Source organism: Neptuniibacter halophilus, assembly GCF_030295765.1.
Taxonomy (GTDB): domain Bacteria; phylum Pseudomonadota; class Gammaproteobacteria; order Pseudomonadales; family Balneatricaceae; genus Neptuniibacter; species Neptuniibacter halophilus.
Genome location: NZ_AP027292.1, coordinates 131015 through 155506 on the forward strand (window position 1 = coordinate 131015; position 24492 = coordinate 155506).

A 24492-nucleotide genomic window follows, 5' to 3' on the forward strand; every position below is an offset into this window, starting at 1 on the left:
GGTTATTTCTCTCCAACACTGATAACTACCGGGCCCAGTTCTTCGCCGGCATCCAGACGGTAAGTCTGCGCCGACTGGCCCAGGGTAAATTTCTGCTTCAGCAGGGTGTGATCGCCGTGCTCGCGCACAGCTTCCAGATAGAGGGTGTACTCGCCATCCGGCAACGCTTGTCCCTGCTGATCCTCGCCATGCCAGATCAACTGATAATCCCCCGGTGGCCGGGTGGCACCAGAGACACCATCCAGCTCGCTTTGATAACGGCCATCTTTGCGCCACCAGCGGCGAATATCCTTGAGCCATTTTTTGTCGTCATACCAGACACTCACCGTACCCACCGCACGGCGCTCGCCTTTACGTTCAACCCAGACCGCCAGAAACGGCCGCTGATACTTCGCCACCTGCAGTTGCGGCAGGGTAAAATCGATCTGCACCTGCTGCGCAACCGCCGGGACAGCGCCCAGCAGACAACACACCAGCAGTGCAGGATTAAGGATGCGTTTCATGCACACTCCGTATTTAAGTCAGAATCACCCAGAGGTAGGCGCTGCCAAACAAACCGCTCCCCAGCAGGCTGAGTGAGATCAGACGCTGGCGCTTTTTCTTTTGCGGCAGCACCAGCCAGAATCCGGTCAGGGTAAACAGCAGCATGGCGACGGCTGAGAGGTCGATAAAGCCGCTCCACAGCGCACCGGAATAGCGCCCCATATGCAGATCATTGAGCGTCGCTACAGCGCCGTAGGTCTGTTTTTCCAGCAGCACGGAGGCGCTTTCCAGATCCACCTCAGCCAGGCTGTAACCACCGGGACGCTTCACATCGATCACCATCAACTGTGAATCGGCCTCCCACTCGTAACTCACCTGATTCCCCAGCACCTGATATTCCCGGCTGAGCCAGCGGCGTACCTGCTCAGCCTGCGCCAGCGGATCTTCCCGCCACAACTCAGGCTGCGCCAGCATTTGCGGCAATGGCAATTCCAGCCTTTCAGGCGCAGGGGCATCGGCAAACCAGTCGCGATGGTTCAGCGTCAGGCCGGTCAGGGTAAAAAACAGCATCACCAGCAGCATCAGCATGGAGGTATAGACGTGCAGCAACCGGACCAACCGGTTTACTTTGCTGCTTTTCTTTGGCCTGACAGTAAGGGACTGATTCATTAATCTAAATAACAATCAAAATCATTAATTTATAGCTTGAGTCAACTGACGCCAAACACCCATACATTCTTTACAATCGAAAAGCGCCCGGACAATTGCCCGGGCGACACTCTGCATCTTTCCTGAAGGGGGAGGAAATAATCAGAAGCTGTAAGAAGCGGAAAGCTTGAAGTTACGCCCCGGCTCGTAGTCGGTCAGGTGCAGTGCCCCAAACACCGGGTGGTTCGCATCACCGATGCGGGAGGCGTGGGAGGCGTAGTACTCATCGAACAGGTTCTCGATACCGGCGGTCAGAGTCAGTCCCTGAATCGATACCGGTGTCCAGTTAGCCGACAGGCTGTGCACATCGTAAGCCGGCTTATCGTAGTACTCCTCTTCCAGAATGAACTGGCTGGTCCAGTTAAGCGCCAGATTCTGTGACGGAATGTAGTAATCCAGACCCAGTGCAATGCTGTCACCTACTTCGCGAGAGAGAGCCTCACCGGTTTCCCGATTCTCGGAGCCGGAATGCGCGTAAGAGAGGCGTGCATCCAGATTACCCTGACTCAGCCCCACACTGGCTTCGAAACCGCGCAGGCGGTAGTCGCCGACATTTTCCAGCGTTCCGTTACCTTCATCGTCGATGTAATCATCAATATCTGTCTGGAACAGGGTCAGGGAGAAGTTCAGCCGATCTAGCCCGGCCACCCCGGATTCTTCGAAGGACACACCCAGTTCATGGTTGATACCGGTTTCTGCTTTCAGATCCGGGTTAGCAGCCGATGTAGAGCTGGAGAACACTTCAGACAGGTTTGGCCCCTGGAACAACTGAGTGCTGCTGGCACGGAGGGTCCAGGCATCGGTCAGCGGATAAGCCGCCGCCAGACCCAGCGTGGTATCGGTAAAGGTTTTATCTGAGGCGGTGGTGTCGAGTTTGTAGCGGTTATAGCGAGCACCCGGCGTCAGCACAAAGCCATTTTCAAATTCGATCGCATCTTCCACAAACAGGGCCATCGAGGTGGCCTCTTCCGGACGAACCAGTGCGCCATCTTCCAGACGTTCGGTCTCATGCTTCCAGGTTTCCAGACCGTAGCGCAGGGTATGCAACACGCTGTCACCTTCCAGCACAGACTCTGCCAGCAGGTTCAGACCCCGGTTCACCGATTCACCCTCAGCGTAACGGTAGGATGCACGGCTGTTCAGCGCTTCATCACGCCACAGGTGCATCGTGTTCTGGTAGAGGGTTGCCCGCAGGTTGACAGCATCACCCAGATCCAGCTCGTAGTTCAGGGTCAGGGTTTCACGTTCAAACTCGGTCGGGTAAACCGTGTTGTCGGTAATCGCCGCATTGGTCAGTGCGCCCATGTCCGCACGCGGCGCGTAGTCACCTGCATCGGTGTATTTGTCGTAGCTGAACTCCACCCGGTTGGCATCATCAATATCCAGCCCCAGTTTGACCAGTGCGTTATCGATCTCACCGTCGTTACCGATGCTCTCATTGCCCGAGCCATCTTCCGGGTTGTCACGGTTGGTAGTGTTAAAGTAGGCCAGCAGATCCAGTTGATCATTCAACTGGCTGTAGGCGGTAGCGGAGTATCCAAAGTAGTCGTTGCTGGCAACGCTGGCATGCAGACGGGCACCGATTTTCTGGCCCTCTTTCAACAGGTCTTTGGCGTCTTTGGTTTCAAAGGCAACGCCACCGGAAAGGCCGCCATTAATCACCGAGTTGGTGCCCACCTGAAGATCAACCGCCTTAAGAATATCCGCGTTGATCAGCAGGTTGCCCATATGGTGGTACATAAAGTTGTTCTGACGGGCACCGTCGATGGTGATATCCAGATCCAGATCCTGCATACCACGGATATTGATACGCTGGTTGGTTGAATGGGCGCCACCGATATCCACACCGGGCTGATCACGCAAAAGGTCACTCAGGTGATCTGCCTGTTTCAGTTCGATATCCTCACTCAGCAGTGAGGAGGCATTGCTGATCTGCGTGCCCCATACCTGAACTTTACTGTTTTCGACAACCGGGGTTTCTGCCCAGGCCTGGGTGGCGATGCCGACAGCCAGCACCAGAGGTAATTTGGTAGCAACAAGCGTTTTCATTTGCGTTATTCCGATAATAAATAATGAGAATGATTTGCATTATTTATATCTACTGCAAAATTCCAACACCCTTTACACAATTTACAATTCAAAACCGGTTCAGGCACCTGCCGGCAGCGTGAGGACAATATCCAGACCGCCCGCCGTATTCAACTCTGCGCGGATCTCTCCACCTAAAAGGCGTACCTGCCGTTTACACAGCGCCAGACCGAGTCCAAAGCCTCCCACTTCGCGGGACCGGGCTTTATCGGTGCGAAAAAACGGATCGAAGATTTTCTCCAGATAAGCCTCAGGTACGCCCGGCCCCCGGTCAGAAATTGTCACCCGATACTCCCCTTCCCTGCTGCAACAGGACACCCTCACCGGCTCATCTTCAGGTGAATATTTCAGTGCGTTACGCAGGGCATTTTCCAGTGTCTGTGCCAGCGCCATCTGAGAGGATTGCCGCAAGGGTAGCTGCGCCGGGTAATCTCGCCGGATCTGCCGCCCGGGAAACTCAAAACCGGCGTCTTCACAGATCAGGTCCAGCAAGGTTGTCAGGTTAAATGCATCCCCGGTCTCTATTTCCGGCTCCCCTTCGAGCCACGCCAGCGTCAGTGCATCCTCAACCAGTTGGTGCATCTGGGCCAGTTCCCGTTTCAGACGCGGCTGCAACTCACCGATCCGTTTCGGTTCGGTTTCGCTGATCTCCAGTGCCAGCGCCAGACGTGTCAGCGGAGTTCGCAGCTCATGGGAAAGATCCCCCAGCAACTGTCGCTGGGAGCTGACCAGTTGTTCTACCTGATCGGCCATACGGTCAAATGAAATCGCCACCCGGGTCAGTTCATCGGCGCGCCGCCGACGGATGTCGGGTAAAACCCGCGCAGACAAGTCACCATCGGCCAGACGCAGCGCCCCCTTATTCATCGCCTCCAGTGGCTGCATCAGATAACGATAAGCCAGCCAGCAGAACAGGGTCATAATCAGTGAGGGCAGTATGATGGTCAGCAGACTGTGAACCAGCGCCGTATTGCCCTGCGGATACATGCTTCGCGGCAACTGCAGAATAAAACTGCCGCCGCTACGGGTGAACGGCTCACCGATCAGCAGGTGCTGCATAAACGGGTGCACCGGCCAGTTCACCTGGCGCTGGAACCCAAGCCGGGGCCGCAGCACTTCGGGTATGGGCTGATCTGCCAGCAACCGGTGATCCGCAAGCCTGACGCCAGACCAGACCCCGTATTCCCGCCGGATCCTCTGCTGTACCTGCAGTACCCGGGCTTCATCACCCTGCAACAGGGCCCCCTCAATCTCCAGCGCCAGCTCACGGATCCGTGTCTGATTGTCCGCTGAGACTTCGGTCATCCCCAGCGTAATCCGGGATGAGAGGTGATGCAGACCCGAAAACAGAATCAGTGACAGCGCCAGCAAACTGAAGTTAAGACGCCAGAATAAGCGACGGTTCATTGATAGCAGTAACCCTGTCCGCGGATGGTTTTAATCCGTTGCAGAGCAGACACTGCGGTAAATTTGGAACGCAGATTACTGACATGCATATCCAGCCCCCGGTCATAACGGCTGAAAGGCTTGTTCAGTACCCGCTGGTAGAGATACGGCTTGCTCAGTATCTCGCCTTTGTGGCTGAGAAAGGTTTTCAGCAGTTCGGCTTCGATCGGTGTCAGCTCCACCTCCGCCTGTGGCGAAACCAGCCGTTGCTGCTGCAGATCGAGCACCAGCTCCTCATCCTCAAACCGACTGGGGCGCTCCCGGGTTGCAGGTTGCGCCAGACTGCGGCGCAGTAACGCCCTGATCCGCAGCATCAGCTCAGTCATATTGAACGGTTTCGGCAGATAGTCATCGGCACCGCCATTGAAGCCGTCGATCCGATCCTGTTCCGCACCACAGGCAGACAGGATCATTACCGGCGTATCACGATAACGGCGGAGCCGCTGTAACAGCTCCAGACCATCCAGCTCCGGCAACATTTTATCCAGTAATATAAGATCAAAGGTCTGGTTGATCGCAGTGATCAACCCCTCCCGGCCGTTGAAGCTCTGTACGGTATGATAGCCCTTCTGCCCGAGCATTCCGGCCAGCGCATCACTGACTTCACGGTCATCCTCAATCAACAGAATGCGTGCCGTCAGATCCGGCCTGACCGCAGCGGAATCCACCTGTACTCCCCGCTCCATCCAATCAGCCCTGGCGTTCACTGGCAGCCTCCAGTTGTTCCAGATAACGCATCCAGCCAGCCACAGACCGGGCGTAGCGATCTTCACGGGAGGCGTTAACAAAGGCGCTGCGTGCCTGCTCAAACTGCTTCATGTTGACCCGGGCGATTCCCAGCAACAACTGCAGCTCAGCCGGTTTGGCCGGTTTCTGCTGCAACGCTTTGAGCAGCAAGGTTTCTGCGCTGTGCCACTGCCCTGTTTTCAGATGCAACTGCGCCAGACGCACTGCGCGACTCTGGCGAGGGGCCTGAGCCTGAAGGCGATTCAGCACGTTAATAGCACGCTGATCCTCCCGCGCCCTGATCCAGGCGTTGGCCAGCAGATCCAGATTTTTGGCGTTGGCCCGGAGTACGCCCTTGCGCACCCCTTTATCCAGTATCTCTCCGGCAACATAGGGCAACTGCTGGTTCAGCAGGAGCTGCGCCAGCAGACGATAATCCCGTGCTTCGTTTAACAACCCGCGCTGATACCCCAGACGCTGGGTTGCCAGCGCCTGCTTTTCGGCCCCCTGACGTACCTGCAAAGAAACCAGTTGGCGCCAGTATTCGGGCTTATCTGCATAATGCTGCACCAGTTGCTGTTGCTGCCTGACCGCACCGGCCCACTGTTTCAGTTGCACGTGGGCACCGATCTGTAGCAGGTACCAACTGGCCGGTGCTACCTTACGCTGACTGATAGCAGCCCTGATCGGCGGTAGCACTTCGCGCCAGCGCTCCAGTTGCGCATTAGCCTGCGCCAGCAACAGATAATCCTCAGCTCTGGCCTTAGCCTCCGGCTGCTGCATCCACTGGCTGATCTCACGGATACAGTTTTTCCACTGCGCCTCAGTGCAATATAACTGGCCAAGCGTATGCTGCAGGTTGAGCATCTGTTCAGGCGGCAACGCATCCAGCCCCCTGGCCTGCTTCAGATAGCCGATAGCAGCCGGGTACTGCTCCAGTTGCAGGCTGACCTGCGCCAGATTATGGAAAACCAGCGCTTTGGCATAATCACTGCGAACCTGTTTCTCAACACTGAGCCACTGCTTTCTGGCTTCAGCCCATTGCCCCTGCTCCATCAACGGAAATACCGCATTCAACTGCCGGTATTCCGCTTCGGTCAGCCTTGCCTGAGCCGCCTGCGATGAGCCCGCGAAGATCAGGCATAACCAGAGGATAGACTGTGTAATAGGTTTCATGGGATTACTTCTCCAGTTTGAATTCCAGCTCCTGACGGGCCTTAAAAGGTACGGCCCGCCCCTCGACCCGGCGTATTTTGAAACGCCAGCGCTTGATCGAGCGAAGCACCGCATCATCAAACACCCCGGCCGGTGTCGAACGGATCACCTTAATGCTGTCCGGCTGAACCGTACCGGCTTCGGTCACCAGAAACTCCACCGTCACACTGCCCTCCTGCTTGCGGCGCAAGGCCCGTCGCGGGTAGCCCGGAGGCACCTGACTCAGCACCGTCGGGTTGCTGTCCAGATACAGCGCTGGCTGGGGTGGCGCCAAGGGAGCCAACGCAGTGAGCACCGGTTGCGAGGGCATCAGATCAGGAATATCGACCTGCGGCGCCAGCGTATCCAGCTCCGGCTGTGGCAGATCCATACTCGGCACCGGTGGAGCAGACTGCGGCACAATCTGCTCCGGTTCCGGCGGCTTCTGCCGTTGCCGCAACTGCAGCTCCGGATCTTCACGCAGCAAGTGGAAATTCAGCTCCGGTGTCATCGACGAATCCCGGTTTGCCTGTTGCGGGCTGAGCGAAAGCATTGCCAGCAGATAAAACAGCAGCAATACCGATAACACACCGCCCGGCAGGGCCAGCAACATGCGCAACATCAATCGTTACCCTCGCGGGTCGAAACGGTGTAAGCCACCTTCGCCAGTCGCAACTGATCGATCACTTTAACCAGTTGCCCGGTCGTAGACGCCTGATCCGCCTGAATCACCACATTGATCTCAGCCTGTTCACTCTTCAGACGTTCAATAGCAGGACGCAGCATACGGATATCAACCGGCTTACGATCCACCCAGATCTGATTCTGGTCAGAGATAGCCACCAGCACAGCAGTCTTACTTTGCTCCGCACTGCTGGCCGCACTCGGCCGGTTAACGTCGATACCCGCCTCACGCACAAACGAGGTGGAGACGATAAAAAAGATCAGCATAATGAAAACCACATCCAGCATCGGCGTCATATTAATCTCAGCTTCATCCTGTTGTTGTGAAACCAGCAAACGCTGCCTCATCGGTTTTCTCCTGTCTGTAGCACCAGACGCAAACGACTGCGCTCAGCCTCCGCCCAGCGAAATAATCGGTTGTAAAACAGCAGGCCGGCCACTGCGACCGCCATTCCGGTCATGGTTGGGAAGGTTGCACTGGCCACACCCGCCGCCATCATTCTCGGATTGCCCGTGCCATAGAGTGCCAGCGCATCAAACACCTGAATCATGCCGGTGACCGTGCCCAGCAGGCCGATCAGCGGACAAAGCGTAATCAGACATTTGATCATGGCGAACTGACTGTTCAGAGCGATATCGAGATCACAGACCCGGCTGCGTCGTACCGAGAACGTGGCAGTGCGCCCCAGCTCTGTGGTCAGCGCCTTCTTAGCCGCCGGATACTGCCAGAAGCGATACCCCAGCCTTTCCAGAATCAGACTAAACAGCACGACACCCACCAGCAGAATCAGGTAAAGCACCCAACCGCCGGTCTGAAAAAACTGGCTCAGTGCATAGAGCCAGTCATGCAGGCTAGGCAGCATGTGACAGCGCCTCAGGTTCTTCCCCGATTTCCGATTCCGCCAGCAGGCCGAGGCTTTTCTCCTGCAGCAACTGGCTGATCCGGCGACTGCGGGACGACAGATAGCTGTGACAGAACAGCAGCGGAATCGCTACCACCAGACCCAATACCGTGGTCATCAGCGCCTGAGAGATACCGCCGGCCATCAGTTTAGGATCACTGGTTCCGAACAGCGTGATGCTCTGGAAAGTCGCGATCATACCGACCACCGTACCCAGCAGCCCCAACAGCGGGGCCACCGCGGCCAGCAGTTTGATTATGTTCTGACCCCGTTCAATGGCCGGCAACTCCCGCAGGATCGCCTCATCGACCCGCAGTTCGCGCTGACTGAGAGAATCATCAGTTCCGTTCAGTGCCAGCAACACCCGCCCCAGCGGGTTGCCTGAATTCAGATTGAGCGGATCATTTAACTGGCTGCGCACCCGCAGTTCGCTGCGGGTCATCATCAGCATCTGCCATAACGCGACCAGCAGACCTATGCCACCCAGCGCCAGAATCAGGTAACCCACTTCACCCCCCTGACGAATCCGCTCCGACAGACCGGGCATACGCTCCAGCAATGCCAGCAACTGCCCGCGCGAGGGATCAATCAACAGATCGCTACCGGTGCCATTCAGATATTCCACAAACGCCTGCTGATCTGCCGCCGGGGGCTGTTTTGCCAGCACACTGAATAGTTGCTGTGAGGTGTTCCAGCTAAGAAACTCGCCCTCCGCCGTTGCTGCGGTGAAAGTACCTATGCGCAGCAGGTCGCGTACTTCAGACAAACCATCCCCCGCCGTTACCGGGGCCTTGATACGGGCAATCTCACCACTAGCGGTCATCTCCAGTTGTAACTGGTACCAGAGATTTTGCAGATCCTGCAGATCCGGCACCCGCTTTGAATCTGCAAATGCCAGTTGTCCGGTCCGCTCAGGGTATTCAGCACTGGTCATGGAGTCCTGCAACAAAGGACGCAGCTCTGCAGCCACTTCACGGGCAACACCAAAGACCTCACCTAACTGGCCGGAACGTTGCTGCAACGCCTCTTCCAGACCGGCCAAACGGGTATCATTGGCATCAAATTCAGCTTTCAGGCGGGTCTGTTCCGCTTCCGCTGCCTGCAACCGTAACTGACTCTCTTTCAGCAACTGTTCGCGCTGATCCAGCTCGGCGGTAAAACGGGCTTCACGCTGACGGTTGATCTGGGTGTCGTTACTGCGAATCTGTTGCACATCATCCAGCAATCCACGCAAAGGCACCGGATCAGCCATAACCGCACTACTGATACCCAGCACCAGCAAACCTGAAGTTAACCATTTATTCCGCATGAGCCACCTCCATTGCCGGCAACGGCAGATTCAGCAAAGCGGGAACCTGCTGCTGCAGTGCCACCTGAATCGCCTGACCCAGCGCCAGATTCTGCGCTTCATCCAACATCTGCCAGCGTTGCTGCGACGGTTGCCAGAGTGCACTCTGACGTCGATCCAGACTCTGATAGTAGAGCGCCACGCGCCCCAGACGGAGGAACGTCACCTGTCGGCCCTCTGCGTCCGGCAGGCTGCCACTGTAGGCTTCAAGCGTCCGCCCATACTCCACTTCCACCAGATAGGCCTGCAGAATCTGACGATACTTTTCCGCAACACTGATATCCGCACGCTTTAACAGGGCATGCAGGCGCGCTATTCGCTGCTGGCGCTCTTGTGGAAGAAACGGGGTATCTGCGGAGACAAACTGCTGCAGGGTACTGAGCATTCGATTCAGCATCGGCAGCACGCTCTGATCCATCTCTTCAATGGAGTCGATCTGTTGCTGCAGATCAGCCATTTCAGCCTGTTGCGAGGCGACCAGCTGAGCCATCTGCTGGTTGTAGGCTTCTGTCAGATCAGCCATGCGCTCATTAGCCAGATAGGTCTCGGTTGCCTCCTGACTATTCAGGTCAAGCTGATTTATCCGCTTCTGCGCCTTCTGACCGAGTTCATGCACTGCGCCCGCCTGTGCGCTTGCGGAGGGTAATTGTGCCGCGTTTGCCACAGCGACAGACAGTGCCAGGCTCAGCACCGTACAGGTAAACTTTCCATGCATGATCATTCCCAAGAGACAAATAAACGTTAATGAGAATGATTATCTAGCACATTCTTATACACATCAAGCTTCTTTATCTTCTTTACAAACTTGACGCAGGCAATAAAAAACCGAAACACAGGTTTCGGTTTTTCAGGCACATCCACAACGGTGAGTGCCGGCTGATTCAGGAAACAGAGGTTACTCCTGCTGTTCTTTATCCTGATTCAGCTTTTTAATTTTATCCGCCAGCCGGGTTTTGCGCTCAGCAGGCTTCTGGCCCGCGGCAGCCTCCTCTTTCTGACGTTCTTTTTCATATACAGAGACATGCTTTTTCTTTTTTTCCTGCGCTTTACGTCGTCTGCTGTCATAGCTTTCCGGATCCGCCAGACGCTCACGCCGACTAGGGGTATCGCTGGGAATAAAGCCTTTTGCCTTACGGCTTTTCTTCAATCGTGTCATTTTATTACCTTTTGCTCTCTGCGGCTTCTTCTGCTGCCGCAGCTTCAGCGGCTAATCTTTCCAGCTCAGCCAGATGACGCTTATGCTGCCATTCTGCCACTGTTTCAAAACTTATTTTACCGAGTTTTCCGGAACGTATCTCGTTTAACAACAGCGTTGCCGCCTTATTGCGGTCAACAATGCCACCCGGCCGTAAACACCCGCGGCGGCGGCCGATTTCGTCGAGCACCCCCTGTGCATGATCCGGCATCTCTTTCAGGTTGAAGCGCTCGGCCAGCCGTTGCGGATAATCCTGACTCATAAACCCGGTCGCAAACAGCGCCACATCCTCATGCTCGATCGCGGTATCCTTGATCGCGCCACTGGCCGCCAGACGGTAACCGGAATCCGGGTCTTCAATTTTTGGCCAGAGAATACCCGGCGTATCCGACAGCGCCAGCCCATTGCGGGCGGTAAAACGCTGCTGGCTTTTCGTCACCGCAGGCTCATTACCCACCTTGGCGATTTTGCGCCCCAGCAGCGCATTAATCAGCGTCGATTTACCAACATTGGGAATACCCATGATCATCGCCCGCACCGGCCGACCGGCATCAGAACGCCCCGGCACCATCTGTTTGCAGATCTCGGCGATACGGTTGATCAGTTTTTTCTGGGTATGATTCAGCGCCATAGCGCGGGTGTCCGGCAGGCTGTTGAAATACTCAAGCCAGGCCTCGGTTTTTTCATCGTCGGCCAGATCGCTCTTATTCAGCAGTTTCAGGGTTGGCTTGCCTTTGCGCAGAGTATCCACCAATGGGTTTTCACTGGATTGAGGCAGACGGGCATCAAGCACCTCAATAATGACATCCACCTCATCCATTACTTTGGCGATCTCTTTCCGGGCTTTGTGCATATGCCCCGGAAACCAGTTAATACTCATTGGCTAGTCCTAAAACGGTAAAAGTACACTATTATACTGCATGCAAAGTATGAATGCTGATCCGGCACCACCCGGGAAGATAATTAATCTGAAATTTAGCCGAATTGGGCTTTTCACCCCCCCAGTTGGTGGTAGACTTGGCTTTGTTCTGTTCATCCATGCATTAAGGATACTTCACGCTATATGGAACATACCGATAACTCTCAGGTCCTGATGGCGCGCCAGCCAATTTTTGACCGCAATCAGAAAGTTGTAGCCTACGAGCTGTTATACCGTACCGAAGATGCCCAGGGGCATGCTCTGTTTGCGAACACAGAGGCCACCAGTGAGGTTCTGCTCAATGCATACACCAGTATTTCTGACTCTGGTGAGATGCGCCGGGTTCCCGCTTTTATCAATCTGACCCGTGATATTCTGGTTGAACAGAAGCTGCCTGAAGTTTCCAAGAAACAGATCGTGCTCGAGATTCTGGAAGATATCGAGCCCGATGACGAGCTGCTGGATGCCGTCCGTAAACTTCACAACGACGGATACCGCATCGCCATGGACGATTTTGTCTATGAGCCCAAATTTGATGCACTGCTGGAGTACTGCCATATCGTCAAAGTTGACGTGTTTGAGCTGGACTCCGAGCAGATCAAAGAGCAGGTCAAAGCGCTGCGCAAGCATAAAGTCACCCTGCTGGCAGAAAAGATCGAAACCCACGAAAAGCTCGAAGAGTGTATCGAGCTGGGCTTTAAACTGTTTCAGGGCCACTTCCTGAGTAAGCCTAAGGTGATCAAAGGCAAAAAGATTCAGGGCAGTCAGGTTGCGCTGATGCAGCTTATACAGGAACTGCAGAACCCTAAAGCCACACCGGAAAAGCTCGAAGAGCTGATTATCCGTGACCCGGCCCTTACCTATAAACTGCTGCGTATCGTTAACTCCGCCGGTTATCAGTTGGTTCGACAGGTAGAATCAGTTGCTGAAGCGATCGTTCTGCTGGGCCTTGAACAGGTTAAGAAATGGGCAACCCTGATCGCCATGTCCTCCAATCAGGACAAACCGGAAGAGCTCTCCCGCAGCCTGCTGATTCGCGGCCGTATGTGCGAACAGGTCGCTCAGAATGAAAAACGCCCCAGCCCGGGCAGCTACTTTATGGCCGGTATGATGTCCGGACTGCATGCTCTGCTCGATATAGAACGCGACACCATGCTGGAACAGGTTCCCCTCGGCGATGATATTAAAAATGCTGTCAGCCTGGGTCAGGGGCCAATCGGCGAAGTCCTCCGGAACGTCGTTAACTACGAAAACGGCGACTGGGACCTGTTACCGATGGATCTCGATGGCACCCTGTATGACAAAGCGTACCGCTCCAGTCTGGAATGGACTCAGGAGTCGATGCAGGCGATGTACGAATAATTCTGCCAGAGCGACCGGCTGCCAGATTCATCGCAGCGACAGGACACAAAAAAACCACCCGATAACGGGTGGTTTTTTTTCGAATGCACACTGCCCTGATATTCCGGGTCGATTCCTTCAGGCCGGCACCGGTGCACCGCCGCTTCTCTGCGCCCAGGGCTTTTCATTAACCGGCAGGTGGATCAAGGCTGAAAACGCACCAACACCGATGCCTATCCACCATACCAGCGTGTAATTACCATACAGGTCATACATAGAACCGCCGAGCCACACCCCCAGAAATCCGCCTAGCTGATGTGAGAAAAACACCAGCCCATATAAGGTTCCCATATAACGCAGCCCGTAGATCTGGGCGATCAGCCCGGCGGTCAGCGGCACGGTGGCCAGCCAGAGTGCGCCCATCAATATGGAAAAGATCACCACAGACTCAGGGGTAATCGGGTTCATAATGAACACGGCTGCAACCAGAGTTCGCATCAGATAGATGCTCGCCAGCAGGTATTTACGGGAGTAACGGTTGCCAAGCCAGCCGGCCAGAATTGTGCCGCCAATATTCGACACACCGATCAGAGCAATCGCGACCGCCCCCAGAATCGAGGTCGTGGATACGCCCAGCGACTGAATGATACTCCCTGGCGCCACCGCACTGCACATTTCAGTGATAAACGCCGGAAAATGGGCGGTAATAAACGCGAGCTGGTAGCCGCAGGAGAAAAATCCGACAAAGATAAAGGCAAAGGTCGGGTCCTGCACCGCTTTGAGAACAACCTGTCCCAGACCTTCATCCTGCTGTGTCGGGCTTGCAGGTTTCGGCACCTGCATAAAAAACAGCACCAGAAGCGAAAGCATAATCAGACCGGCGAAAACAACAAAGACAGACTGCCATGCAAGATCCTGCAACAGGAACTGCGCTAAAGGAGGGCCTACAATCTGGCCTGCCGAGCCTGCAGCGGTTGCAATACCCAGCGCCAGAGAGCGGTGCTGATCCGAAGCAGCCCTGCCAACAACCGCAAGGATTACCCCAAAACCGGTACCCGCTATGCCAAAGCCCACGAGAATTTCCAGAAACTGATGCTGCCCCGGAGTAATCGCATAGGAAGAAAGCAACAACCCGGCGGCATAGGTCATAGCACCGGCAATAATCGCCTTCCGGTCGCCGTACTTTTCCGCAAGCGCACCAAACAACGGCTGGCCGATCCCCCAGAACAGGTTCTGAACAGCGATGGCAAAAGAGAAATCGGCTCGCAGCCAGTTAAACTCTTCCGCGATGGGAATCTGGAAAATTCCAAAGGAGGACCTGATCGCAAAACTGACCAGAATGATAATACAACCCGCGATTAACACGGGGTTAAACAAAACATTGCCGGGGTGCGTATTACTACGACTCATCATTAGATCCTGCCTCCTGAAATGTTATGACCGGCCTGCGGCTGAACCGAAGCGCCCGTCATAGCGGAACTGCTCTGGCGAACCTATTTTTTGTGATATTTACGCTGGTGACAAACGATTAATTACCTCATAATGAAATAGAATTTCTATCTTATAAGCAGTCAGATTCCGATGCACAGAACCCTTCCTCCCCTGCGCGCGCTGGTCGCATTTGAAGCCGCCGTTCGTCACGGCAGCTTCAAACAGGCCGCAGCAGAACTTAACATCACCCCGGGCGCGGTTTCACAGCAGGTGATTAAACTCGAGCACTGGCTGGGTTATCCCCTGTTTCTGCGTCAGGTGCGCAAGCTCGAGGTAACGGAACGGGGCATGACCTACTTCAGTCAGATTGCACCGGCCATGGAACAGATCAGTACGGCAAGTAAAAACAGCCGGTGCAGCTCAGAGCGAAAAGTCGCTGTCTCTATGACCCATGCACTCGCATCCAGATGGCTGGGGCCCCGCCTTGAAAGCTTTGTCAGTCAGCACCCCGATATTGAGGTACATATTAATGCTTCGAACAGCCCGATTGATTTTGCAACCAACCAGATAGATCTGGCGGTGCGGCATTTTGATGGCCGGGATCCAGAGCTGGATGCCACGCTGGTCTATGATGATGAAATTCACCTCTACTGCAGCCCTGCCTACCAGCAGAAGAAACAACTTTATGCAATAGACCAGCTACACCATGCCACTCTGATTGTTACGACAGTGCTCCCTTTCTGGGACGCCTGGCTCGACCAGTTCACCCGGATAAGCCCCGAGCAGCGAAACGCCATGAACAGGATACATTTTGATCAGGCCCTGCTCTCAATTGAGGCGGCCAGACGCCATCAAGGTGTGATATTGGCCAATGCACTGCTGGTTCAGGAAGAACTCAGGCTGGGAGAACTCATTGAGCCTTTCCCACTCAGCCTGCCGCTGGAAAAAAACTACTATCTGGTGCATCCGAAACAACGCCCACTGAATAAAGCCTCGCGCCTGTTTAAAGACTGGATGCTGGAACAGTTTTCGATTAAGTGAAGAAGACAGCAGATTCCCGGCCCCCACCCAAATTAAGGCTTATACTTAAACAACCGGGCGCTTAGTCGGTTCAATAAAAAACGGGTGCTCCGCATGTTTTCCGTTATTTCGCTAACAATCCTCATGCTTGCCTCCCTGCTGTTTCCGCTGAAGGCCATGGCCGCATGCACTCAGGCCGTTATCGGCGGGCACCCGGATTTTCCGCCCTATATCTGGGCTGAAGAGGGAGCGGTTAAGGGCATTGGCGCCACAGCGACAGCGCTGTTACTGGATGAAATGGAGATTAAGGTAATCCATGATACGGGCTACCCCTACAAACGGCAGTTAAAGATGCTCGCCCGAGGTCAGGTTGATATAGCCCCACTGATGGCCCGCAACCCGGACCGGGAACAATACACGCTGTTTATCGAACCCGCCTACCTCTATGCCGATACGGTGATCTGGCAACGGTCCGACTCGACCCGGGAACTGAATACGCTGAATGATCTTAACGGGCTTCGCGGAGCACTGCGTTTTGGCACAACTTACGGTGAGCAGTTCGACCTGTTCTTTCGCAAAGAGAAAATCCTCAGAGTTCATGAGATTGAGGATGCATTCTCTATGCTAATCGCCAACCGTGTGGATTACGTTGTTTACGATCACCTGAGAACGCAGCTTCTGATCCGGCAACAGGGCTGGGAGGACAGATTCAGACATAGCGCTGAGGTACTCATTCGCAACCCGCTTTATCTCGCAATTTCACGCAAATCCCCCTGCATATCGCTCGCCCCCGCCTTTTCCGAACAACTCAAAAAACTGATTGAAGCCGGCCGGATCAGAGAGATCGTCCATCAGCAAATTGAAGGCACAGGACTGAAACAATAAGAATCCGAATTATGTCAACGCTCTGGCCATTTCTCATAAGTAATAAAAAGGCGCCTCATAAAAGTGAAACGGAAATGAAAAAGCAGCCTTAAGACTGCTTTATGATTGCTGCGCAACTTCCAAGTGTCAGGCACAGGCTATTCCTAGATGCCGAGTCTTCTACCGACACTGAGCGACAATAACGGAGATATTTCGAATATGGCACTCCGGTATCAAGCTTCCCTAACCGGACATTCTAGCCTCAACAGGGTGGATCTACTCAAGTACCTTACTGTCATAAGAACTCAAAGTCCTGCACAAGTTTAGTAAATGAACTACCATTCATGAGACTGTTAGGGAATGCTAACAACCTGATAACTTGTACAAACTTTTCTGAAATGCGCACCAATTGACTTCTGGAGTGTGTAATGCGAATAGGTTTTAGTTCATTTCTATTGCTCAATGTTATTTTGGCATTTATAAAACCTGCTTTTGGTGGCCTTATTGACTTAGAGCTTGAGCGTAATAAAAATTTTCAACTCAAGATTGCTCAACGAAGCTACTACGAAAAGCATACAGATGGTTATGCGCGCTTTCTAGACAAAGCTCATACCCGCATATTTATGGAGGAAAAGCTCAATAACGCAAGAGAAGGATCAGAATTAAGGCGTATTGTTAAAGACCGTATGGACAATGTAAGGCATGAAGCTGAAAGCTACAAAAGCTGTATACAAAGAGGTAATTGTTCTCCAGGTGCGGTGAACTCCATAGGTACAGTGGGATCGGCTATTTATTCTGTTTTTGGAACCAAGGTTAAATCAGCGCTTTTTGCTGTAGGGGTAGATACGGCAGGTCCGGGTTTACTGGATGGTTATCTTATCAAGGGAGCTAGAAAAGCCTTTGATGAAGATAATCCCTATGCTAATTCCGATGTTTATAATGATCTTGAAAAGGTAAAAGAAAAGTACCCGGGTTTCTATAATGATTTTGTCCAGTCCTATAACACTAATAGGAAAGCTTATTCTTCAGGAAGTGAATTCCAGTTAAACCTAACACAAGACGAAATTGATAGTAAGTTAGGGCATTCTAAGGCGAAACAATACAAGGAAATTATAGATAAAATTGAATCTATAAAAAAACAACATCCGGGTGACAACAATAAGGCTCGAGATGAGGCTATTGATCAATTAAAGGGGGAATTGAGCAAACTAACAGAGATGGCAAAGAAAAGCATTCAGACCTCAGAAAAAAACCATAAAGCAATATATAAATTAATTCAAAGTCAAGCTGGCCCCATCGCAATGGATGAGAAAAAAAGGCATATGCTTGATATGCACTTACGCCTTGGGAATTCCGAAGCCATTTTTGATTATTTAACAGGAGATGAAACTAAGCGGAGACACGCAAAAAGAGTACTGGGTAAAGATATTACGGTCACTTTAGATGCCGTGAGAAAAGACCCGCGTTTAATGAAATTACTAAACCCTATCAAACAGGATATCCAACAGGCAAGAGACGAACAGAAACTCAAGGTAGCGGAGTATGAGGTAGCCACACATATACTTATTGAGGTTATTAAGTTCGAAGACCCTGAAGCCGCAAAAAAAATAGGGGAAGTATCACAAGTTGTTTATAGACTCGTCAAAATGCAAATCGACTCTAATAACGGAGTTGGAGGCATTAGTACGACTTTACTATCTGGCAACTACATTTTGGGTGCGATTCAGATATTCAGTATTTTTAGTACACCAGATAAAAAAACTCCAGAGGAAACTATTTTAGAAGCCGTGCAGGATCTCGGCAAAATGATCGAACAGCTTTCTAAACAAATGCATACCCGCTTCGACAAAATTGATCATAAGCTAAATCAAATACACTTTAGCTTAAATGAAGAGCTTAGCCAGATTCAACGAAGCCTGGATTACCTTAAGGCTGAATCCAGGACTATTGTACAAAACCTTGAAAAAATAAGATCTAACAATATTGCCACCGAAAAAAGAATCACCCGAATGATGGCAGAACTTGCAAACAAGGACATTCAGCTATGCCATACACGGAGCTTTACTCAAACTGGAGCAATGGCTAAAGAGGTTTTCTCTGAATGTGAAGCTATATTTTTTAATTGGTCTGAGTTTGAAAGTGGAGAAGAAATACTTGCACCAAGTTTTTCACATTCAGATAGATTAACTAAAAGTACTGATATTTTAAAACTGAGTGCCGATAAAGCCTCTTCTCTAGACAATAAATTATTAAAATATTACTCAACATTAAAATATTTATTCGGGCTTATAAATGTCAAACTTCCAAACAAAGCTATAAATTTTCAAGAGTGGTTAAGGGGCGTTGAATGGCTTAAGAAACTACACTTCCACAATCAAGGACACACCCCTTCCGTAAGTAATGAGAGCATCCTTAAAAGCCTTACCGCATTTCTAGAAAATATAGAGCATATACGTAAAAGCAGGAAAATACTTTTAGGCGAGGCACTTGATAACTACGAAAATTCCAGCATAGAACTGCGAAAGAAAATACTAGAATCTAAGCCAAAAGCTGTTATGGCCAGCATTGATGCTGACAGAGCTAATGTCACTCTGAAAAAAGCTGAATCTGAACCGATTAGTGGCTTTTTTGACCTTGGTCTACTGGATATCCAACTGGCTCAACGCCCTCCAAACCCCGATGGACACATAGCAAATTGTTTAAGCCTCAGTGGCTTTAATATAGAATATGCACCCAAGATAGAGTATCGAAATGATCTGCTAACAGATGTAAATTTAAAAGCTCCTAACATCGAGAATGCAGCAGCCAAATATCTTAGCTCTGAGAAGGTGTATTTAATTGCTTCAGGTTTTGCTACCCATAAAGTCTGTTATTACTTGTCTTATCACATGTCATACTCAAAATCTTCAATGGACGCTATCGATGCACAAGAAGTTCAAAAAATTCTTAATATAAGAAACAATGGCAAGATAGGACCACTAAGCCATGGTCATTATGCTATTGAGCTTGTAAACGTTTTAAAACCTACTGAAAAATTTAAAAGAAAAATCAGATCCTACCTATCTGATGAAAACAACCGGCTATTCAAACAGTCCATCCTTGACAGGTGGGCATATATAAAATCCCAAAGTAAAGCAGTATCTTTTACCGAGTATCTTGAAGGACCCATTTTTGAATTCATAAATATTAAGAAAACCCATGATTTTAAAATAAACTCTTTACCTTTCTTAGGCAGCGTAACGACAGGTGTGATTCACCCTTTAATGGATCAAAACGGAAATATTGCAGATGGACAGGGGAGTAAATTTTTTAATTATACATCCAGCACGGATATTAGCACTCAGGTTTATAAACTCGATTACAATAATTTTGCTACAAAATTCAAAAGTTCAATGGAAGCCAATTCTGACAGCTTCGCATATCGTTTATCAACCTTAGACCCTCTAGAATACAACTCTCATAAGTTATTAGGAGACAAAGAGTTTTACTATTTAAGAAGCAGACCTGTTACAGATTCTGCTCTTCAGCCATTAAACTTATTTTTACATCAGCATCTTGAGCAGCTTTCTAAAAAGGTAGTTGATGATATTTTAACAGTAGCTAGGTTAGTAGAACCATCTGAATTCAGAACCCAATCAACATCATCTCATCAGGTTGAGTATGAGAAAGCCATTCAGGAAATTGGTGAGTACCTGAATGAACTTGAACTTATGAAAGTCATTACTACACACCTTTTAGGCATTATTTTCACTGATGAGATTATCAATGATGATTATCTTAATGCTGTTTTTCAAACGCAAAATGGGCTGATAGGTAAAGATGAATTTCTGACTCAGGTACAACTTTCTAATTTATCTGACCGCTTCAACAAACTATACCTTTTAAGGAACCCAAACATACTCCGCGCTGATCAACAACCGGACTGGATCGGCTTACCTTTTGAAATTGTCACTGAAGAAGTAGATAAGCTGTTAAGCTATGAGGCTAATCCTTTACCGGATTTCTTAGTAGATATTAAGGAAGAACTACAACAGGAGGCATTATGAAGTCTTTATTTATTACTTTAATATTATTATTTAGCAATGCAGTTTTTAGTGCCTCAGACCCGCTTTATAAAAAGGTGTGTAATCCAGCCTATAAAGACCGGGTTGCTATTGTAAATGCTGCTTTACAAGGAAAAGAAAGCTATACAAAAAAAATTTCTCAATACAAGCTAAGTAATAGTGAACAAAAAGTTTTAAATACTTGTGTTATAAATTTCTTAGAGGAAGGACTGACCGGACTAAACCAAAAAAGCCCCCTGTTTAGTGGAAATATAGAGGGCTCTATCATTATGCTTTTGGATTTTGGAGTTCATCCAGGACACAAATATTCATGGAGCCTGAGTCCTTTTTCTTCTATCGACAAGCTAAAACCTCATTTAAGTTCAGGTTCTCATATCGATATTTGGAATAAATACTTAATCCCCCTATTGAGTGATGATATCGATGAATCCATACGTTTTAATATGCTGGTTTCAGGTCTGACCAGAAATAACCCTCATAAGATCATAGCATTAGCTGAAAACGGAATGAGCCTTAGTTTTTCCAGAGAGTTTTACTCATTAGCTAATCCAAAGCGCCCCGATATGCAGTACATGGAAGCATTGATTCGACATGTCATGTTTTCTCCCTACGCAGATGTGGATGCATACCGACAGGCGTTTAATGCATTGAGAAAGAAAGGGCTTAAATACTACGATATGGGCCATGGTTATGATCTTTTTAAACTCAAGGAATTAGTTAAAAAGAACTATGACCTTTCATTTGAATATGTAAAATATTTAGCTCATAACGGTGTTCAGGTGCACTTAAAACCTGTAGATGAATTTGGAAAGAATCGGCAGGATGAACTAAGTCAATCCACTGAATTAAATACCTTATTTGATAGGTATAAGGAACTGAATTCTCAGTTAGAAAAAGTGGTTAAACCTACCGATCATAGTCCTGTTACACAGTGGTTTCGAAGTGTTTCAAGCAATGATGTAGCAATGGTTAGAACTCTAAACGGAGTTGTGAATATTGATACTGAAAATGATTTAGGTAGTACTGCTTTGATCATTGCTGCGGAGAAAGGTTATTTAGATCTTGTAAAATACCTCGTGCAAAACGGCGCCGAACTGAAAACTAAAGACCTTATGGAGCTTGATGCGTATCAAGCAGCCATCAACAATGGGCATGAGGATGTGGCTGGATATATCAAAAACTCTATGAGCTACTAAGGTAAGACAGGAAGGTAAGTCGTCTTATGAGCTATGTAACAAGAATTGGTATGATATCGTCTTTAAACTATCTAAAAAAGCTATGCATCTCCTGTGTCGTAATATAATTGTTTCAGCCAATGCTTTTCATCGCTATACATTAAGAAATAATAATTTTTCAACCCTAGGCCCTGATATGAAACTAAATTCTGGATCTCTGGTACTTGTCTCTGCCCTACTGGCTATTTCATCAGAAAGCTTTGCATCTGACTGGGGTTATATAGATAAACAGGGAACCGTGGTCATTAATGCGAAGTTTGATGGTGCGAAGCCCTTTTCTGAAGGTCTTGCTCCTGTATTGTTAGGTGAAAAATGGGGCTACATTGATCGTTCAGGCAATGTAATTATCGCATCAGAGTTTGACACCGCCATTCCCTTCCATGAGGGTTTAGCCGCTGTTCTGAAAGATGGCTCATGGGGCTACATAAAACCTGATGGCAGTTTCAAATTAAAACCCTCATATGCAAACGCCTGGCCCTTTACCGAAGGGGTCGCCCGAGTAAGCTCTAAACAAGCACCCCGAAATTACTTTTTTATCGATCAAGACGGCAAACGCATTATTTCCCCCAAACAAAACTGGGATTTCAATGGAGATCCTACGGACCCGTTCTCTGATGGCCTTGCAATGGTTGGTGTCGATTATTCATATAAAACCAAATACGGCTTTATTGACCATAGTGGAGCCTGGGCGATAAGTTCAGAATATGATGGAGTAGGTAGCTTTAGCGGAGGGTTGGCCCCATTTTGGAAAGGTGGGCTGGTTGGTTACTTTGATCACCAGGCCCAGCCAGTAATCCCCCCTATTTACCATTACGGGCATAACTTTTCTGAAGGCCTGGCTTTAGTCCAAAACTCTAAAGGTAAATGGGAGTTTATCGATATCAGAGGAAACGTCATCTTTTCGATAGATGGCGACGGATATGGACTATGGCCTGCGCCGGGTATTGATTATTTGAATTGGGGGTTCTCAGAAGGTTTAGCTCCTGTCTACTTATCTGATCAATGGGTTTTTGTTGATAAAACAGGGAAAACGGTTATTGATGGCTCCTATAGCTCTCTTTTACCTTTTTCAGAGGGCCTTGCCCCAGTGGAATTTAAATGATGAAAATAAGAGTAAGTAACTTTCTTCCCCACTTAAAAGCAGCTCCGGTTTTGCTTTTATTCTGTATCACATCAGCAAACGGATCGGAAAAAGACCACCATAAGTTACCGCTGTTTTATATTCAGAACACTGTAAAAGAAGTAACTAATAGCAACACCCTTGAGGAAAAGTTTTCTCTGATTAACGATCTCAGGGAATCTTTACAAAAACATTTCACAGAGCTTGAGGGATCGATGCCTACACAAGTCCGCCTAGACTATCTGAGTGTTATGGAAGTATTTCTCCCAGCTATTCCAACAAACGAAATTTTCATGCAAGAAGATTGTGATTTATATTGGCAAACTTACACAAACCCGGATGGCATAATCTCCGCAACATCTGAGTCAGAGAAAGAAATCGGCAAACTTCTTTCCAGTATATGCCCCGGACTTAATAACTGAGATAAGTGGGATTGGGTTAAAATTCAGGGTATTTTATACAGTGTTTGGTACCAGAACCGTTCAATGCGTAGCAGGTATATTCATCACCTGATTGCCCCTGAGACATTACATCCACTACCTCTCCATTGATCGAGACTTTTATGTCTGTTTCGGGACCAACCTGCTCCATGATCTGTGTTTTATCCGCTAATACCCACTTGATCATATAGTCATTGGCACTAGCGCAAACTTTAACCTGGCAAGCAATCGCCTTCTCTTCCTGACCAGTTACCACTTTGCAAACACCTTCTCCTGAATCACATCCAGCATGAGTATGCGAAGAGATGAACACAGGTATAAGGATAGTCAGGTATTTCTGAGGCTGTAATCTTCCTAACAGGCTGTTCAAAATATCCCCCTAACTAAAATCGTCTGAATCAAAAAAGCACAAATGATGCACAATGTCGTATACAACACGATACATCCCATAGGGAGGTGACATATCTGTTTCAGACACTGAGCTACCGCCTTTCTCTAATCGATCCAGTGCTTGCAGGCAACTCTCTGAATCCAGAGTATTAAGCTCAGCATGGGCTAACGCAGCAACTAGTTCCTGATAATCATAGTGCTCACTTAGCTGATCTGACTCATCCAATTTAAAGAGATCATATTCCAAAGTGATTAGAGCCTGTTGCTTCTTTTCAAAAGTAGGTGAGGTTTCAACCTTAAACAGTGTTTCCTGCAACATTACCTCAATAGGGTCTTCCCCACCTGATCCTGCCAGCAGTTTAACTGGCATAAAGAGCACAATAGCTAGAACAAGGTTCTTATATAGGTTCATTAGTTCATTCCCCCATTGTTTTCAGGACTCGGAGTCTGAAGAAGAGAGCAGCTAGGAGTAATAGCATCGCGATGAAGCCTGAAGTGATAGCCATGTTTTCAAAATAAGGGGTAAAGATGGTTATGGCAGCCCCCAGCCCGAAAAGATTGACTATTACAGAAAGAGAGATGGAAATCAGTATGATCTTTTTACGGAAATAAGCGACAAAAGGGGACAGGAAAAGAATCACTACTGTTGTGAATATAACCAAGGCTAGCATCAAAACGTTCTCTAACCCGATTTTCATTACAAGATAAAGTCCGTAGATAGGTATCCATGACTCCCCATCGATCTGAATCGATGGTCTACCGATAGTCAGTCGTCCAAAGTGAGGATCTGCAGGCAAAAGTAATACGGGCGAGATCAGGAAGTAGCAGTATAAGGCAACACCAAAAATTGAGAGCAGCAACGTGATATTTCTATAAGGTGCTTTGTGCATAGCT

At 49.6% G+C, this 24492-nt stretch carries 24 protein-coding genes; 7 read left to right on the forward strand and 17 right to left on the reverse strand.

Features of this window, described 5'->3' with window-relative positions; translation table 11 throughout:
• Positions 1-2 precede the first annotated feature (2 nt).
• From QUD59_RS00630 to ylqF, 13 genes are all read right to left on the reverse strand, one after another.
• Entirely contained in the window at positions 3-503 is a 501-nt protein-coding gene (locus QUD59_RS00630) for a DUF2271 domain-containing protein (protein ID WP_286238874.1), read from the reverse strand.
• A gap of 13 nt (positions 504-516) precedes the next feature.
• Positions 517-1152 carry a PepSY-associated TM helix domain-containing protein gene (locus QUD59_RS00635; RefSeq protein WP_286238875.1) on the reverse strand — a complete coding sequence of 212 codons (636 nt, stop codon included), beginning with the start codon at positions 1150-1152 and terminating at the stop codon, positions 517-519.
• Positions 1153-1293: 141 nt separating this feature from the next.
• Positions 1294-3240, reverse strand: coding sequence for a TonB-dependent receptor domain-containing protein (locus QUD59_RS00640; RefSeq protein ID WP_286238876.1), 1947 nt, complete (start codon positions 3238-3240; stop codon positions 1294-1296).
• Positions 3241-3339: 99 nt separating this feature from the next.
• Entirely contained in the window at positions 3340-4686 is a 1347-nt protein-coding gene (locus QUD59_RS00645) for an ATP-binding protein (protein ID WP_286238877.1), read from the reverse strand.
• The gene (locus tag QUD59_RS00650; protein WP_286238879.1) at positions 4683-5411 is read right to left on the reverse strand and encodes a response regulator transcription factor; all 729 of its coding nucleotides are present in this window, start codon (positions 5409-5411) and stop codon (positions 4683-4685) included. Before QUD59_RS00650 ends, QUD59_RS00645 begins: the two co-directional genes overlap by 4 nt.
• Positions 5412-5415: 4 nt before the next feature.
• Entirely contained in the window at positions 5416-6627 is a 1212-nt protein-coding gene (locus QUD59_RS00655) for a tetratricopeptide repeat protein (RefSeq protein WP_286238880.1), read from the reverse strand.
• Between the two features lie 4 nt (positions 6628-6631).
• Positions 6632-7267: an energy transducer TonB gene (locus tag QUD59_RS00660; RefSeq protein WP_286238881.1), complete on the reverse strand. Its 636-nt coding sequence runs from the start codon at positions 7265-7267 to the stop codon at positions 6632-6634.
• Complete coding sequence (locus QUD59_RS00665; RefSeq protein ID WP_286238882.1) at positions 7267-7677, reverse strand: ExbD/TolR family protein; 411 nt, start codon at positions 7675-7677, stop codon at positions 7267-7269. Before QUD59_RS00665 ends, QUD59_RS00660 begins: the two co-directional genes overlap by 1 nt.
• A complete protein-coding gene (locus tag QUD59_RS00670) occupies positions 7674-8192 on the reverse strand; it encodes a MotA/TolQ/ExbB proton channel family protein (RefSeq protein WP_286238883.1) in 519 nt (172 codons plus the stop codon). Before QUD59_RS00670 ends, QUD59_RS00665 begins: the two co-directional genes overlap by 4 nt.
• On the reverse strand, positions 8182-9540 hold the full coding sequence (locus QUD59_RS00675) for a MotA/TolQ/ExbB proton channel family protein (protein WP_286238884.1): 1359 nt from the start codon (positions 9538-9540) through the stop codon (positions 8182-8184). The genes QUD59_RS00670 and QUD59_RS00675 overlap by 11 nt, the downstream gene beginning before the upstream one ends.
• Positions 9530-10294, reverse strand: coding sequence for a DUF3450 domain-containing protein (locus QUD59_RS00680; RefSeq protein WP_286238885.1), 765 nt, complete (start codon positions 10292-10294; stop codon positions 9530-9532). Before QUD59_RS00680 ends, QUD59_RS00675 begins: the two co-directional genes overlap by 11 nt.
• Before the next feature lie 180 nt (positions 10295-10474).
• On the reverse strand, positions 10475-10735 hold the full coding sequence (locus QUD59_RS00685; RefSeq protein ID WP_286238887.1) for a hypothetical protein: 261 nt from the start codon (positions 10733-10735) through the stop codon (positions 10475-10477).
• A gap of 4 nt (positions 10736-10739) precedes the next feature.
• Positions 10740-11654 carry a ribosome biogenesis GTPase YlqF gene (ylqF, locus tag QUD59_RS00690; RefSeq protein WP_286238888.1) on the reverse strand — a complete coding sequence of 305 codons (915 nt, stop codon included), beginning with the start codon at positions 11652-11654 and terminating at the stop codon, positions 10740-10742.
• A 183-nt stretch (positions 11655-11837) separates the two neighbouring features.
• Here ylqF and QUD59_RS00695 point away from each other — a divergent pair, with 183 nt between their 5' ends.
• Positions 11838-13055, forward strand: coding sequence for an EAL and HDOD domain-containing protein (locus QUD59_RS00695; RefSeq protein WP_286238890.1), 1218 nt, complete (start codon positions 11838-11840; stop codon positions 13053-13055).
• Between the two features lie 117 nt (positions 13056-13172).
• On the opposite strand, the gene QUD59_RS00700 is transcribed toward QUD59_RS00695, so the two are convergent.
• A complete protein-coding gene (locus QUD59_RS00700; protein ID WP_286238891.1) occupies positions 13173-14444 on the reverse strand; it encodes an MFS transporter in 1272 nt (423 codons plus the stop codon).
• 171 nt (positions 14445-14615) lie between these two features.
• Between QUD59_RS00700 and QUD59_RS00705 the strand changes: the two genes are divergently transcribed.
• From QUD59_RS00705 to QUD59_RS00730, 6 genes are all read left to right on the forward strand, one after another.
• Positions 14616-15506: a LysR substrate-binding domain-containing protein gene (locus QUD59_RS00705; protein ID WP_286238892.1), complete on the forward strand. Its 891-nt coding sequence runs from the start codon at positions 14616-14618 to the stop codon at positions 15504-15506.
• Between the two features lie 93 nt (positions 15507-15599).
• Entirely contained in the window at positions 15600-16370 is a 771-nt protein-coding gene (locus QUD59_RS00710) for a substrate-binding periplasmic protein (protein WP_286238894.1), read from the forward strand.
• Between the two features lie 407 nt (positions 16371-16777).
• Positions 16778-20395 (forward strand): hypothetical protein, encoded by a 3618-nt coding sequence (locus QUD59_RS00715; RefSeq protein WP_286238896.1) that lies wholly within the window; start codon positions 16778-16780, stop codon positions 20393-20395.
• Complete coding sequence (locus QUD59_RS00720; protein ID WP_286238898.1) at positions 20392-21609, forward strand: ankyrin repeat domain-containing protein; 1218 nt, start codon at positions 20392-20394, stop codon at positions 21607-21609. The genes QUD59_RS00715 and QUD59_RS00720 overlap by 4 nt, the downstream gene beginning before the upstream one ends.
• Positions 21610-21784: 175 nt before the next feature.
• Positions 21785-22750, forward strand: coding sequence for a WG repeat-containing protein (locus QUD59_RS00725; protein ID WP_286238899.1), 966 nt, complete (start codon positions 21785-21787; stop codon positions 22748-22750).
• Positions 22747-23190 (forward strand): hypothetical protein, encoded by a 444-nt coding sequence (locus QUD59_RS00730; RefSeq protein WP_286238901.1) that lies wholly within the window; start codon positions 22747-22749, stop codon positions 23188-23190. The genes QUD59_RS00725 and QUD59_RS00730 overlap by 4 nt, the downstream gene beginning before the upstream one ends.
• A gap of 16 nt (positions 23191-23206) precedes the next feature.
• On the opposite strand, the gene QUD59_RS00735 is transcribed toward QUD59_RS00730, so the two are convergent.
• The 3 genes from QUD59_RS00735 to QUD59_RS00745 are packed head-to-tail and all read right to left on the reverse strand — an operon-like array spanning position 23207 to position 24488.
• Positions 23207-23578: a hypothetical protein gene (locus QUD59_RS00735; protein ID WP_286238902.1), complete on the reverse strand. Its 372-nt coding sequence runs from the start codon at positions 23576-23578 to the stop codon at positions 23207-23209.
• 9 nt (positions 23579-23587) lie between these two features.
• Positions 23588-24010, reverse strand: coding sequence for a hypothetical protein (locus QUD59_RS00740; protein ID WP_286238903.1), 423 nt, complete (start codon positions 24008-24010; stop codon positions 23588-23590).
• A 4-nt stretch (positions 24011-24014) separates the two neighbouring features.
• Positions 24015-24488, reverse strand: coding sequence for a hypothetical protein (locus tag QUD59_RS00745; protein WP_286238905.1), 474 nt, complete (start codon positions 24486-24488; stop codon positions 24015-24017).
• Positions 24489-24492: the final 4 nt, after the last annotated feature.